At 45.8% G+C, this 13,999-nt stretch carries 12 protein-coding genes; 5 read left to right on the forward strand and 7 right to left on the reverse strand.

Annotation, left to right across the window (positions count from 1 at the left end; genetic code table 11):
* The first annotated feature begins 313 nt into the window (after positions 1-313).
* Together IQ263_RS16155 and IQ263_RS16160 are read left to right on the forward strand one after the other, a co-directional pair.
* The gene (locus IQ263_RS16155) at positions 314-1,654 is read left to right on the forward strand and encodes a hypothetical protein (RefSeq protein ID WP_194068357.1); all 1,341 of its coding nucleotides are present in this window, start codon (positions 314-316) and stop codon (positions 1,652-1,654) included.
* Positions 1,655-1,801 carry a hypothetical protein gene (locus IQ263_RS16160; RefSeq protein ID WP_194068359.1) on the forward strand — a complete coding sequence of 49 codons (147 nt, stop codon included), beginning with the start codon at positions 1,655-1,657 and terminating at the stop codon, positions 1,799-1,801.
* A 120-nt stretch (positions 1,802-1,921) separates the two neighbouring features.
* Here the strand turns inward: IQ263_RS16160 and IQ263_RS16165 are convergent, their stop codons facing one another.
* From IQ263_RS16165 to IQ263_RS16175, 3 genes are all read right to left on the reverse strand, one after another.
* Entirely contained in the window at positions 1,922-2,158 is a 237-nt protein-coding gene (locus tag IQ263_RS16165; RefSeq protein ID WP_194068361.1) for a 2Fe-2S iron-sulfur cluster-binding protein, read from the reverse strand.
* Between the two features lie 61 nt (positions 2,159-2,219).
* Positions 2,220-3,686: a cobyric acid synthase CobQ gene (gene cobQ / locus IQ263_RS16170; RefSeq protein ID WP_194068363.1), complete on the reverse strand. Its 1,467-nt coding sequence runs from the start codon at positions 3,684-3,686 to the stop codon at positions 2,220-2,222.
* Between the two features lie 549 nt (positions 3,687-4,235).
* A complete protein-coding gene (locus IQ263_RS16175) occupies positions 4,236-5,861 on the reverse strand; it encodes a Ycf66 family protein (RefSeq protein ID WP_194068365.1) in 1,626 nt (541 codons plus the stop codon).
* 396 nt (positions 5,862-6,257) lie between these two features.
* On the opposite strand from IQ263_RS16175, the gene IQ263_RS16180 reads away from it, so the two are divergent.
* Complete coding sequence (locus IQ263_RS16180) at positions 6,258-6,440, forward strand: hypothetical protein (RefSeq protein ID WP_194068367.1); 183 nt, start codon at positions 6,258-6,260, stop codon at positions 6,438-6,440.
* Positions 6,441-6,815: 375 nt separating this feature from the next.
* Positions 6,816-7,253 (forward strand): DUF6918 family protein, encoded by a 438-nt coding sequence (locus IQ263_RS16185; RefSeq protein ID WP_194011455.1) that lies wholly within the window; start codon positions 6,816-6,818, stop codon positions 7,251-7,253.
* 421 nt (positions 7,254-7,674) lie between these two features.
* On the opposite strand, the gene IQ263_RS16190 is transcribed toward IQ263_RS16185, so the two are convergent.
* From IQ263_RS16190 to IQ263_RS16205, 4 genes are all read right to left on the reverse strand, one after another.
* Positions 7,675-9,195, reverse strand: coding sequence for a nickel/cobalt transporter (locus IQ263_RS16190; protein ID WP_194068369.1), 1,521 nt, complete (start codon positions 9,193-9,195; stop codon positions 7,675-7,677).
* Between the two features lie 118 nt (positions 9,196-9,313).
* On the reverse strand, positions 9,314-10,720 hold the full coding sequence (locus tag IQ263_RS16195; RefSeq protein WP_194068371.1) for a tetratricopeptide repeat protein: 1,407 nt from the start codon (positions 10,718-10,720) through the stop codon (positions 9,314-9,316).
* Between the two features lie 347 nt (positions 10,721-11,067).
* Positions 11,068-12,282, reverse strand: a complete 1,215-nt coding sequence (locus tag IQ263_RS16200; RefSeq protein WP_194068373.1) for a DUF4331 family protein — start codon at positions 12,280-12,282, stop codon at positions 11,068-11,070.
* Between the two features lie 207 nt (positions 12,283-12,489).
* On the reverse strand, positions 12,490-13,164 hold the full coding sequence (locus IQ263_RS16205; RefSeq protein ID WP_228050100.1) for a DUF4439 domain-containing protein: 675 nt from the start codon (positions 13,162-13,164) through the stop codon (positions 12,490-12,492).
* Between the two features lie 217 nt (positions 13,165-13,381).
* Between IQ263_RS16205 and IQ263_RS16210 the strand changes: the two genes are divergently transcribed.
* The gene (locus tag IQ263_RS16210; protein WP_194068375.1) at positions 13,382-13,948 is read left to right on the forward strand and encodes a sigma-70 family RNA polymerase sigma factor; all 567 of its coding nucleotides are present in this window, start codon (positions 13,382-13,384) and stop codon (positions 13,946-13,948) included.
* Positions 13,949-13,999 lie beyond the last annotated feature (51 nt).

The raw sequence follows: 13,999 nt of genomic DNA on the forward strand, positions 1-13,999 counted from the left end.
TTGGTAAAATGGAGGTAACATTTTCTATAGATGGGGTTGTTTAACGATATTGACCCCATCTTTTTTTACCATAAATCGGTCAAACCTTTGTTAGCTATGGGTTTTAACGGGGTTGTCACCCCGTCAGGCGTTTTAGCCTACAAATCGGGTAAAAAACCCAGTTTCTTTAGTCTTGTGCGTAACTCCTAACAGAATTAGATGATTAAAGCATTTGAGCTGAAATTAATTGAGATATTTTAGGTAAAATTTATATATTTTAACAATTATTTAGGCTGACAAATTGTAGAATAATCAAAAGGAATAGGTGAGTTTTATGGGGCGTCTTACCGATCGAGCTTTTGACATTTTGCGGGCGGAAGTTGACAAGTGCGCGGCTGGTAATGTGCTAGCGGGTTCAGTGTACCGGGGGATAGTAATCAAGCGGTTGGAAAAATTGCGATCGCAAGAGGGAACTTTCGCATCAAAAGAAGAAATTCGCGATACCTTCAAAGACGAATTTCCCAACTTCAGCGAACAAGCTCTCAAAGCTGCTGTCAAAGCCAACCGCGCGCCCGGATTATTTAATAAAATCATCTTTGCTGGCGGTTTGCTGGGCGCTGGGGCGGGCATAATTTGGCTGATTAATTTGCCTTTTCCAATGATTCGCTGGCCCGTGGCTAAGACAATGCCGATATTGTTGCTGCCGAGTTTTATCAGTATGGATTATAATTACCGAGAGGCGATCGCCCTTGTGGAACAATCCGATCAACTGGTTAACAAAGCGACTGCTGCGGCAGATTTTGACTTGGGCGAAACTAAAGCAAAACAAGCTCAAAAACATCTAGACGCTTTACCTGTGTGGTTTCTCGGCTATTATCCAAAGAGGTACTGCTCTTTTTTCCGCTGCACTTGGCGCTTTACATTGGATGAATTTCAAGCAGCCCGAAAAAATATCGGGCGGATGGATGCTCAAATTTTCCAGCAAAAAAATGCTTTTACTGAGTTAAATCGAGCCGAAGAAAGTCTCAACACGGCAAAACAGCAGTACCAGCAAGCAAAAACAGCAGCAGACAGACAAAAAGCTAGCATAAATTGGCAAAGCGCGATCGACCAACTCAATCAAATTCCCGCCGACACCCTCGCCGGAAAAACGGCTAAGCAAAAACTCCAAGCAGCAGAAAGAGACTTTCAAGCAATGGGAGGAATCGCCACCGGTTCCGCGCGCGCCGACAACTTAATCGAAGCAGCCAAAGAATTTGCTCTTTCCGCCGCCGTCGCTTCCCAAAAACCGCCGCATCCAGCCGCCCAGTGGGAACAAATAGCAGGATTGTGGGAAGAAGGAATTAACCGACTAAAAATGGTTCCTGTCGATAATCCGGGCTATCTCGACGCTCAAACCAAACTGGCGGAATATCAGAAGAATTTAGGGATTTCTCAGATTAGATTGCAATCAGAAAAAGAGTCTGCAAAAGCTTTGCAAGAAGCTAAAAGCTTATTTGCCAACTTGCAAAATAATGTGAATTCTCCCAGTCAAAATTCCGGTAACTCTCTGGGCCAGTTGCAACAAATTATCAATCAATTAGAATCTGTCAAACCCGGAACAACTGTTTATCCCGAATCTCAAAAATGGCTGCAATCTGCTCGAAAAAAACAGCAACAATGGCAAAATAATTAAATGTTGGGAATAAAGTCTGGGAGATTGTTAGCTGCTTTCCTGTCAACTAAGAGGGCCCGCACGCACCATGCACCGCTTCTACTGACTGTTGGCTGCTTGCAGTGGGAATTGGGAATTGGGAATTGGGAATTGGGAATTGGGAATTAGGAATTGGGAATTGGGAATTGGGAATTGCTAGCAAATAACTAATGACTAATGACCAATGACTAATGACTAATGACTACTGCCAACCACCAACTGCCAACTGCCTAATTACCAACTGCCTAATTACCAAGCAGGGTCAACATACAAATTAATTGTTACTTGCTTTTTCCCGGAAGGGATGCCGGAAATACAAGCACAAATCGTCTCGCCGCCGTCAATTTCTACTTCGCAAGCGTGACAAGAACCCATCAAACAGCCTGTAGGAATGGAAACCCCCGCACGTTTTGCTACATCTAGCAAAAGCTCTCCCGGTTCTGCTTCTACTGTCACATTATCCGGCAAAAAGCAAACTTTTGTCATTAAATTTTAACCTCAACTCTAACAAACAACAGTTAACAGTCAACAGTCAACAGTTAACTAATTAACCTAAAATTTGCTTGATATCTAAATGTTTTTCCACCGTATCAGCTAAAGTCTCTAACAGAGCTTCTCGGTGCTCTCGGTAATTCGGAATACCTGTAGGTAATGCACGGAGTCCCCGCTGCTGGCGCAGGTGATTTAACCAAGCTCGCCGCCAAGCTCCATTATCAAAGATGCCGTGCAGGTATGTGCCCCAAACTGATTGAGCAGTGTTGACAATTCCTAAAGTTGGATCGTCAAATAGCGGTTGAGTCAAATCTGACTGTAGCATTTGCGTTCTTCCTTGGTGAATTTCGTAACCTGAAACTGGTAAACCCGTTTGAGGATAGTTAGATGTTACGACACGCTGGCGGGCAATTTTGTCCGGGGCGATCGCAGTTTTTAACGGCAGCAATCCCAATCCTTCAAATTCTCCCTGTTGTCCCTCCCGCCCTTCTTTATCGCTGATACTTTCTCCCAGCATCTGGAAGCCGCCGCAAACTCCCATGACTGTACCGCCAGCTACTAAGTAATTTTGAATAGCTTTTGCCATACCTGTTTGGCGCAGCACCTGCAAATCGGAAATTGTGGTTTTAGAACCCGGTAAAATCACGGCATCTGGATGGCCTAACTGGTCTTTTGGGCTGACGTATTTGACGGTGACGCTAGTTTCCGACTCCAGCGGGTCGAAGTCGGTAAAATTGGAAATTCGGGGCAAGCGGATGATGGAAATATTTAGGTCGGTTTGAGTGTTGGGAGAACGCCGATCGAGCAAATCGAGAGAATCCTCGGAGGGAAACACTTCGTCTATCCAAGGAATCACCCCAACTACCGGGATTCCCGTTCTTTCTTCCAGCCAAATCAGCCCCGGATCTAAGATTGATTTTTGTCCTCGGAACTTATTAATAATGAATCCTTTAATTAAAGCCCGTTCGTCGGGATCGAGTAATTCCAAAGTACCGATGATGTGAGCGAAAGCGCCGCCGCGATCGATATCAACGACTAGCAAAGTCCGAGCGTTTAAATGTTTCGCCACTCGCATATTTGTTAAATCGCGGTGTTTGAGATTAATCTCAGCAGGGCTGCCGGCTCCTTCACAAACAACCATGTCAAATTCTTGTCTGAGAAATTCTAAGGATTCCCGAATCGCTTGCCACCCTAAATCGAAATATTGTTCGTAATATTGAGATGCTCGCACGTTGGCGATCGCCCGGCCCTTGACAATCAATTGAGAAGTCATGTCTCCTTGCGGCTTGAGTAAAATCGGATTCATTTCTACCCAAGGTGCCACGCCCGCAGCCCAAGCTTGTACTGCTTGAGCGTAGCCAATCTCTCCGCCGCTGGCTGTGACATAGGAATTCAGTGCCATATTCTGACCTTTAAACGGAGTTACCCGCCAGCCCGATCGAGAAAAGATGCGACACAATGCTGAAACGAGTAAAGATTTTCCTGCGTGAGATGTTGTTCCCACGACCATAATTGCTTTCATAATATTCAGGGGAGGAGGAAGAGGTTCGAGGGAAGAGGTTCGAGGTTCGAGGTTCGAGGTTCGAGGGAAGAAGTCATCAATACATCTTTAAAAAAATAGTATCAGTTCGCGATCGCACCCTGACTCCTAGAAATCGGCTTTTTTACTGAAGTTGGGGGTGAGTGCGAGATATTTTCGGGAAAAAACCCGGTTTCTTGCTACCTGCGGGTAATATCAAATCCGGTAGCATCGGAATGATTCAGATATATATTCTCGGACTCTGTGTACTCTGTGTACTAATAAGGTTAAATCACCTGACGATGCCAGCGGAAACGATATAATTTCCTGTCCGAGCGATCGACCGATCTAAAATTTGATATGTGTGGAATGCAAGTCTGCAACCGAGCTAAACCTGCGTTCCCCAAAGTGTTATAGCGGTTCTCAAGCGTGGTGAGGTATGCCCTATTCTGTTTTTGCTATGGTAATTGACCGGACATGATATAAGTCTTAAAAGCAAAAAGTAGAAACCAGAATCAAAAAAATTCTGGTTTCTACCTTTGGCTTTTTGGCTTAAGATGATGGCCGATCTTCGCCGGATATATTGTCAAATTTTGATTCTACGGGCGGTTTAGGAGCTTCGACTGGCTCGGAAGCGGGGGGATTTGGGCGAATCAATTCCGGTGGTTCTTCCTGGGAAGATGGTTTTTCTTCTGTGGATTCGATCGAGATTTTTGATACTGAAATCGTTTCCACTTGCACGCTCAACCCCGGTTCTCCCGGTATTTCTACCTCTACAGGCTCCGCCACTTCCACCACAGTCATTTCTATAGATACAGTAGGGGCTTCTGCTTCCGTTACGCCGGAGGCTGTTTCCGCTTCATCCACTGCTGTCTCCGCTGTTTCTGAAATCAACGGCGCTGTCTGAGTTTCGGGGGAGGCTGTGTCTAAAATTGGAGTTTCCTCTATTTTGGGAGCACTCGCGGCTTCGGCCACCATCAAGTCGGCCATTGCTTCTAAATCGGTGGGAAATGGCACTGCTTGGCTGGTGTCAACGGCTGTGTTGCTAGTTTCGGTCACTTCTTGCGCGACTTCGGCTAATTCAGATTCGAGAACTCGATCGATATCCGGTGTAGGAATTGTTGTTATTTTAGGTTCCGGCGCGATCGGATCGGGAGTTTTTTGCGCTGTTGTCGCCGGAGTATTTTGATCGGACGCGATCGGATCGGGAGTCTTTTTGGCTGTTGTCGCCGGAGTATTTTTATCAGACTTGTTTTTACTCGCACCCCGTCCCAAGATATCGCCGAGACTATTTTTGATATTGCCGAACAGACTTGCGAAACCGCCGGATTTTTTAGCTGTTTTGGCTGGAGTTGGTGTCGCCGTTGGTGTCGCCGTTGGTGTCGCCGTTGGTGTCACCGTTGAGGCTGTCGAACTAACAACAGACTCGGACTCTTTAGCCTTCGCCCTCCAAATCTCCTCAAAATCGTCTGTTTCAGGCTGCAGTTGAGGCTCTGGCTGACGCTCTGCTGGCTCCACAGTTGCTGGGGCGGCAATTTCTGAAAATTCTATAGGTAGAGGTAGAGGAGTGAAGCTGGTGGCTGATTCTGCTGGGTCTGGTGAAGTCTCAACAGCAGGAGTTTCCACGGAAAATACTGGTATTTCTGCAATTGCAGGTGTTTTGTCTTGGGGAATGGTCAAGTCAGGCCCGATCGCGCTTTCGGCAATTTCTTCAGCGATTGAGGGAGTTGCCGGTTGTTCTTTTACCTTTACCTCAGTCGGATTCACAGCGGGTGCTGGAACTACATCAGTTTTCGGTTTGGGCGATCGAACAAACTTAGGTTTTTTCGCTGCGGGCTCTGGTTTTTTACCAAACAAACCCGATAGCGGCCCGCCTATGGCCCCGGCCAAATTCGCCGGCACGGGAATCGGCGTTTGCTGAGCGACGGGTGTCACCAGCCTGCGTAAAGTCAGGGTTTCCCAAGCCAACCAGCCCAACATAGCTACGCCCGCCATTTGACCCAGCAGGAGAGCACCAGTAATTCGCCCCGCACAAGTCCATAAAATTAACGCATAAAAAAGTCCTACCCCGCTCCAGGTAAAATCACTTTTGCGGTGAACTTCTGGAAAAAAGAAGGCCGCCATGTAAATACTGAAGCTGCCTAGACCGACCGCTAACGCCAGAATGTATGCAAGCATCTTGTCGGTACCTCCGCTTTGTCAAATAACTTCTACGCGCTAATTCTACCTTTGTGAGACACTCAACGGCTTCTTTCTCTAGACCAATTATCTATTTGGAAACAAGTTCGGCAGCGGATTAGTGTCCTGGATTGAACGGATTTAAAGGATTTAACGGGTGGATGTTGACCGTAAAGCTCAAGCGTGAAGATTTTCCCTACTTTCCCCATCTCCACCTCTTTACCCTCGGAGCGAAGTCGAAGCGCTTCTCACCCCTTCTTGGTCTCACCCCCTACTCAGTGGTGATACGTGTCACTTAACTGTGCCGGTACGATCGCACTTGCGGTAGAAGATGTTCTGTAGGGTATAGGTGTCCGAGGAATTATGCCTAGGGGCATAGATATTGGAGGTAGTGTCATGTTAGAAAAACTGTTGTTAGCTGCGGCTTTAACCTTATCGCTTCAAATTTTTGCTGGAGTCGGCACTGCCTCCAAGCTACCGAAAAATCTTGTATTGCGATCGAGCGCTCTGCCGACACAAACCATACAACTGCCCCAGGTTGGAGCACCTTTGTCCGCACAGCAGAACGTCGAATCCTAATTCAGAGGCGAAAAATCAGAGGTGCAAGTGCGATCGAACTAAAGGCACAGCCTCTCTCTCATATTTTTTGCAAGCTGTTCTGTTTTGTATTTTAGTCTTGACAATTTAGAGGTTTCATCCTTCAGACTTCAGTCCTGATTATCAATTAATCAGGATTTTCGTTTCCAGCGATCGAACAGTAGGTAAATCAGGAATAGCCGATCGCATCTTAATTCCCACAACCTCAGACAAATCTTACATTAGGTTGCCAGTTATCAACACTCAAGGCTTAAAATGCTTGTGCAAACTTCAGTAAAGGAGCGAAATAGATATATAATTTTCTGAAGGAACTGGAAGCTAATAAACACATTCACTGTTAAATCAAGGAGAGCAAAAATGGCACTTAGCGATATTTTATTGAATGAAAACAACAGAGACAATTTTGTTGATGACTGCGTACAGTTGATAGAAAAACAAGTTGCAGCAGCGCCGGGGTTGGGGGGTTTGGCTCTGAAAGCCGCCTACTCTACTGTCAAAGGGATACGGGCTGACTATTGCGCTCAAGTCGTCGATCAAATTCTGCCAGAAATCTCGATCGCACTCGACCCCATGTGGACTGAAGCTGTAAACAATGGCAACCCTGTCGAATATTTTGCTGAAAGAAAAGCTGAAGTAGCAAACCAATTGCTCCAAATCAGTGATAAAAAAGCCGATAACAGCACAAGAGCAGTGGTTAAAGGTGCCTATGCCAAACTCCGCCCATCAGCTAAAACTTACGTAGAAAATGGCATACCGGATTTAGCCAAAATTATTAATAAACATACTGCGACCTGAATCTTGAATGGGTGGGAAATTCCCACCCATTTCAATGCTGTTCTGGGTGAGGAATCTCTGCCAAATTAGTTCAATCTCGCGACTTTGTAGGGTTGGAACTAATATTAGTTTGTCAAGTCATATCAATTCCGGTTGCACCGGAATAGTAAATTCACTGTTGACTGTTGACTGTTGACTGTTGACTGTTGACTGTTAACATCATTCCGATGCAACCGGAAACGATATGAATCAGCAGAGAGATTTTTGATTATTCATATCGCGTCTGGTAGATTGACAACGATAAAATAGGTTCGTAGTGCGGACTTCAGTCCGCCACCTATTGCGCGATATTGTCCGCACGCGCGCACCTTGTTATGGTAATCGACAGAACATCAGATCGCAACATCATCACAACTGACGCAACCTAGGATCTAAAATTGTATTATCCGCCAGCTACCCATTGATTCGCCGCCCATATTTTCCACATTGCTTGTCCCGAAATTCCCAATCCCAAAAACATTACTAACATCGCGCTCAAAGCCGGCAGAAACTTCACGGCTGTTATCTGTTTTGGTAGCTTATCAAAATTCCGTTTCGCATAAACTAAGATTAATCCGATCGCGCTCAGCACCAAAGCCAATCCCAAACTAAAAGCTACCACTAGCCCCATTCCCAAACCTACATTCCCCAAAGCAGACGCGCTCAACAGCATCACCAAAGCAGAAGGACAAGGCAACAATCCCCCCGAAATTCCCAACAATAATAAGCTTTTCCAAGTAATTGGATCGCCGTCAGCACCGGGGGGCAAATGCGAGTGCAAGCGGCCGTCTCCGTGATGGTGGTAGTGCTGAGATATATCTGGTTTGACTGGCTTAAATTCTCTTTCCCAAGTTCCTCTATTTAGCAGATTTACTGGTTCTTCAAGGTTCGTATTCAGGACGACATTCCTGGTTTTTTTGCGAACTAAACTCCTCACTACGAACCTGATTTTTTCTAGGAAGTTATTTAAGCCGATCGTGGTAAGAATTTGATTTTTTGATTGTTTGCGGACTGTCGTCCTCGTTACTAACCTTGTTTTGATTCTTTCGGAAAGTAACTTAAAGCCGATGACTGCTACTAATAAGCCTGAGATTAAACTCAGCCAAGGATCGAGTTTTTCTGGTTCGATTAAGTTGGAAGCGAAAAGAGTAATTCCGCCGACTGCAAACACCCCCGCAGTGTGAGTTATTGTGGTTGTTGCTGCTAAAAATAAGGCGTGCATCGGAGTGGCCCGCGAACCTACCAAATAAGCGCCGACTATGGTTTTTCCATGTCCGGGCGACATGGCGTGCACGCATCCCCAGACAAATGCTCCGGCTACGGCTAGCAGCAAACTCCAACCTGTATCCCAGATAGATTCATTTCCTGTTAACAAAAACTCCCGGTTTTGGGCTGTAAATACAAAGCTTTTGACAGCACCGGCTTCCACGATGGTAGCTTGACAGCTAGCTGTAGCCACTCCGGGTAAAAATAGATTGTAGTTAATCCGCAATTTTTCGTGTTTGGAAATTCCACTAGAAGCGGGCCAAGTGTAGTTTAAGATTAAGGTGCTGTGGGTATTGGTTTGCTGGATTAAATGGGCGGTTTTACTGGCTAATTCTAGCGGATTTACTGTTAATAAACCTTGAAGTTTGCTGCTGTTGGTGATGCGAATTTGTTGGCTTAAAAACTTTTCTAGCTCTTTTTTGTGGCTGCGAACTTCGGCTGCTTGTAGCTGGCCGTCTCGATTGTCGTCGGCGAATTTTGTTAAGCCGGTTGGAAAGGTTAATGTTACTTCGGTTTGGAAATCGTTGACGATTATTTCTGCGACGGATAAGTCTGACCAGTGCGAGTAAACTGGTTTGGTTGAGGTTGTGAGAAATAGTAATAGGGTGAGGGATAAAAGAATGAGGTATTTGTAGGATTTACGTAACTTTTTGGGCATATTTTTAAATTTTAAAACAAGTTGATTTTGTGAAATATTGTGGGTTTTTTAGGAGGCGATCGGGGGATTTATTCCCTGACTAATAGCTTGAGATTTTGTAGTAGGTACTCGTTATTAGTTAAAATTCAAAACTTCCTAAACCTAATGTTTTGCCCTCACGCCCGTCAAAACTCGGATCTGTTTCTTTAGCCTTTTGAAAATAAGCGCGAGATTCAGCATCTTTTCCTAATGTGCGGGCGATCGCACCAGCCCGGTAAAAGATACCCGCATCGCGAATGCCCGATCGCATTATTTCGGCCATCACCCGATCGGCTTTTTGCCATTCCCCAGTGCTAGAAAGTGCCTTGGCGTAAATATCCAACGTCACAGCATCCCTGCGGATTTTTACCTCATCCTGCATTAACAGCAGCGCTTCGGCGACATCCTGCGATCGACCTTTTTCCAACAGCAAACTCGCCAAATCGCGCCGGTGTCCGAAACCGCGAGCTCCAGAAGCCTGTTCCTGTCGCAGCCCCGCTTCTGCTTTGTCGCGCAGTCGCTTGGAGGATATCGCATCTCCCTGCAACTCCTTCACCCTCGCCATACCGCGATCCACAAGGCGATCGTACACCGTCGCAGCACCCCCAGCATAGGCAGAAACCTTACTGTAACTAGCCTCCGCTTCCCGATAATTGCCCTGGTTGGTTTCCAAATCCGCCAAATAAATCAGCGCCAGCGGGTTTCGAGGCACCAACCGCAGCGATTCCAAAAATAGCGCTTTCGCCTGCACAAACTGGCCGCGGCGGGCGTAAAAGCGACCTAAGAGCGATCGGGCCCGCGCCGATCCCGCAATCTCTCCGGGTTCCTCCGCCACCATTGCTTGTCGGTAATCCTGCAAAACTTCAGCATCTCGGCCCTGCGCCTCTCTCACTAACGCTCTTAATGTGAGAGAACCTAAGTTAGGAATCCGATTAACTAAGGTTTCTGCGGCTGTGTTTGCCTCACTAATTTTTCCCATCGCCAAGTTAGATGTAACCGAAAGGGCGATCGCATCTTCATTATTAAAACCCACCTGTTTAGCCAAGCGCAAAGCACTAGCAAAATCGTGTCTCGCTTCAGCAATTCGAGCTAAAACCAACAGCGCACCTTTGTTGTCAAAAGGCAAATCGGCGATCGACCTTTCGGCCGCCTGTTCCGCCAATAAAAACCAACCACCCTCCCCAGTTGCGCGAGCCATTTTCAGATAAACTCCCGCCAACGCAGCCCGATTCAAACCGCTGCGGGAATCTACAGCCAATCGCTGCTGGTAAAAAGCAATTTCTTGCTGAATAGCTTCCTTTTGATTAGGATTATTTCTCAGAGCTTCAAAAAAATGGTAGCGGTAATTTGCATCAAGATTAGCCGGAGTTTTCTCCGCAAACAAATCAGAAATAAAACGCAGATTTGGGGGAATGTTAATAACAGCAATACCCACAACAGGAACTGCTATCAATAACCACCACCAAAAAACATCAGATTTTATTACTTGTCCTGTTTTAGTTTTCATACATCCCCGTTAATCAGCGTTCATCGGCGGTAAAAAAAAGTATTTTAGATAGTCATTTCTCAAAAAGATGAGGCACCCTAGGGCGGAGCGAAGCGGAGGGATTGGGCGGAGCGAAGCGGAGGGATTGGGCATCTTGCCCGCTCGCGAAGTAGAAGGCTGGGCATAGGGCTATCCTCACCACACGAGCGAACCGCTATATGTCATTAGCCAACAAGCAATCACCAATCACCAATCACCAATCACCAATCACTAATTACCAATTACTAATAACTAATAACTAATAACCAATTACTAATAACCAATAACCAATAACCAATAACCAATAACCAATAACCAATAACCAATAACTAATTCGGCAAAGCCAAATAAGGAAAATTCGGTTCTAACGGCTTGTGTCCCTGAGCCGCGTTTCCGGGAGTTCCGTTATATGAAACATTATCGCCAACCGGAGAACCCACCAAAGCTCCCAGAGTGATATCGATAACATCGTCCATCAGCATACGACCTCCGATCAAACTTCCTTGAGCATTTGTCGCACTACCGTAGCCGCTGGGTTTTGTGGTATCGATCCGCATGACATCGGGTAAGAAAGCTTGGGCGATCGCATTTGGATCGACATTATCGCTACCATCCAAAAGATCCACAGCATTCAGAGTAGCAACAGCTTCCTGCCGCACCGGAGCAGCAGCAGCGCTCAAATCCAATTTCGGAGAAATACTATTAAATGCCTCCATAAACGCGGGAGTAACTACCAAACCCTCGTTAATTGCAGGTCTCGCCAAGCGCTCGAATTGTTTGAAACCGCCAACTCCATCCCGGATCGAAATTGTTGACCAAACATCAAAAGTATTCGCCCCAGTTCCTGCTTGCAAAAACGCTTTCGGAACGCGGACGGTAATTGTATTGACGTTGTAACCTTTTGTAAAGTCGATCGCTTGATTCGGTGGATTGAAACCTACTTTCGCCCCCGTGCCCAAAGCCCCAGCGCGGACTCGGAAAAATTGTTCTACATCAAAGAAAAACGGATCTTCCCGCAAACCTGCAAATACAGTCAAGTTAGAACCGTTCACAGGTACTGTATTCAAAACAGCATTAGAATTCAGCGGAGTTGTGGCAATTAGTCCGCCATTAACTGTAGTCTTAGTAGTTGTCTCGGAGCCACCGCGAATTACAGTTATAGCTACCGCTTGCATACCTTGATTGTTAGGCGGACTGAAGGCAAATCGCAAGATGGTATCGGCGCGTCCAGTAGGTGTAGAATTAACATCACCTACCTGCGAGATGTTAAATTGGTAGAGGGCTGTAGTGCTGAAATAATATTGATAGCGCGCTACAGACCTAGGATTTGAATTCATTGTCAATATTAAATCCCCGTCCGCAGCACTGGAATTTTGGTCTTTTTCGCGATATACGTACAGGTCTGTTAAATTAACAGTTCGACCTTTGATATCGACTTCGCCGTCGTCGTGGTCGGAAGCGGCAATTATCCCTGGAGTTAATACAACAATTAGAGCTAATTCAATAGCTAGTATGGTTTTACGAAACTTTTTTGTTAGCTTCACAGTTAGCACCTTTATTTCAATGGGATTTTTGGACAAATCAATGGCAAATAACCCGCGTTGGCGGGTTGTATTTTTTTAGCAAAAGGTTTCAACCTTTCAACCTGTGGGGCTTTGGTGCTGTTGCCGATTATTCTGCTATCAGTATACGAGTTAGTATACGAAGGTTTGGCAATTTTGGATCTGTGCAGAAATATTAAGTATTAAAAACTAAACCGTCAGCACCCAACTGTTGCGGTTGTTGCTACTAACAAAAGCAGCAGGTACAATTTCAAGATTCATGCCCAAAGCCTTGAAAGTAGCGCGAATAGCTGCAGCGTGGGCGGCTTCTGCCATGCCGATGCTAGCTCCTGCAGTAATCAAACCCGGAGTCTTTAACTTGGCAGCTTCCACAGTGTAGGCGATCGCAGCATCGGTCTCTAAAGCCAGGGCTAATTTAGCAATATTTACATCAGAATCTATATTTCCCTCCTTCTTATTGATGTATGATGAAAGGTCGTAACTCGACTTGGCTGTAACGGGATTTGCGCCCAAACTTTTCACCGCAGAAGCGAGAAGATCTCGGTGCTCTTTGTGGTCGTTTTGATTGCGGAGTGCTAGGGCTAAGACTGCTTTGCCAACATCAGTATTTGTGAGCTTCCCTGCTGCAAAAGTGTAGGCCCAAATTGCCTGATGTTCGTAAAAAAGTGCATTGTTGAGAATAGCAGCATCATTTTTGTTGTCATCGGGAGTGGCGGCGATCGCCTTTTCCCCAAGCAGCGAAATGCCCAAAGCGCCAGCTAACCCGGCAATAGCACCACCTGCAAGCGCAGCGCGGCGCGATCGCAAATTATAATTATGGCGAGTTTTCGACATTTGAGATAAAGCTATTTCTTCATTTTGCATAGAACGTATTGCTAGGTTTGAAAAGTTAACAAAAAAGGTGACAAAAGTGCAAGATAAATCGGGAGCGTGATAATTTAAAGCATGACAAAATTGGCCCGTCAAGGCCTACTTACGATCGCATCCCCAATTGACTTACAATTATGTTCTATAGTGATATACGCCAAATATTTAATTTTGGATCTGTGCACTCAAAACAATTTTTTTTAGGTACACTGAGATGACAGGCCAGAAGCCCAGGGATGAATCGCTGCTTTTAGTGCAGATTGCCCGGAAAGACCAAACGGCACTAGCTCAACTTTACGATCGCTACGGTCGCCAAAGTTATGCACTAGCTTACAAAATCCTGGGTTCGGTAGAAGAAGCGGAAGAAGTGGTACTAGATGTTTTTTCCCAAATTTGGCAAAAAGCAGCAACTTACGATCCTTCTCGCAGTCGAGCGGATACGTGGTTGTTCATGCTTACCCGCAGTCGTTCCCTCGATAGACTCCGAGTTTTGCAGCGAACAGTCCGGGCGGCCGAAGCTTGTCTGGAAGATGCGAAAATTCCTTCTTCGAGCCTTCCAGAACCGATGGAAGATGCAATAATCGAAGAACGCAGGGAACGAGTCAAAGCAGCGCTAGAAAAGTTGCCAGCAGAACAGCGAATTGCGATCGAACTCGCCTACTACCAAGGGCTGACTTGTGCGGCAATCGCGACTAAAATTGGTATTCCGACAGGTACAATCAAAACCAGAATTCGTTTGGGTCTTTCTAAATTGCGTCAAGCTTTGAGTGAAGAAATTTAGGTTGTCACAAAAACACAAGTTAAATTGTCTAACCTCAATCGAAAATTATGG

The organism is Tychonema sp. LEGE 06208 (assembly GCF_015207505.1).
Lineage (GTDB): Bacteria > Cyanobacteriota > Cyanobacteriia > Cyanobacteriales > Microcoleaceae > Microcoleus.

Excerpts from the sequence above, each read along its gene's own strand:
- IQ263_RS16195 (WP_194068371.1), bottom strand. The coding sequence starts at position 10,720 with ATGAAAACTAAAACAGGACAAGTAATAAAATCTGATGTTTTTTGGTGG.
- IQ263_RS16175 (WP_194068365.1), bottom strand. The coding sequence starts at position 5,861 with ATGCTTGCATACATTCTGGCGTTAGCGGTCGGTCTAGGCAGCTTCAGT.
- IQ263_RS16180 (WP_194068367.1), top strand. The coding sequence starts at position 6,258 with ATGTTAGAAAAACTGTTGTTAGCTGCGGCTTTAACCTTATCGCTTCAA.
- IQ263_RS16185 (WP_194011455.1), top strand. The coding sequence starts at position 6,816 with ATGGCACTTAGCGATATTTTATTGAATGAAAACAACAGAGACAATTTT.
- IQ263_RS16205 (WP_228050100.1), bottom strand. The coding sequence starts at position 13,164 with ATGCAAAATGAAGAAATAGCTTTATCTCAAATGTCGAAAACTCGCCAT.
- IQ263_RS16160 (WP_194068359.1), top strand. The coding sequence starts at position 1,655 with ATGTTGGGAATAAAGTCTGGGAGATTGTTAGCTGCTTTCCTGTCAACT.
- IQ263_RS16155 (WP_194068357.1), top strand. The coding sequence starts at position 314 with ATGGGGCGTCTTACCGATCGAGCTTTTGACATTTTGCGGGCGGAAGTT.
- IQ263_RS16165 (WP_194068361.1), bottom strand. The coding sequence starts at position 2,158 with ATGACAAAAGTTTGCTTTTTGCCGGATAATGTGACAGTAGAAGCAGAA.
- cobQ (WP_194068363.1), bottom strand. The coding sequence starts at position 3,686 with ATGAAAGCAATTATGGTCGTGGGAACAACATCTCACGCAGGAAAATCT.
- IQ263_RS16210 (WP_194068375.1), top strand. The coding sequence starts at position 13,382 with ATGACAGGCCAGAAGCCCAGGGATGAATCGCTGCTTTTAGTGCAGATT.
- IQ263_RS16190 (WP_194068369.1), bottom strand. The coding sequence starts at position 9,195 with ATGCCCAAAAAGTTACGTAAATCCTACAAATACCTCATTCTTTTATCC.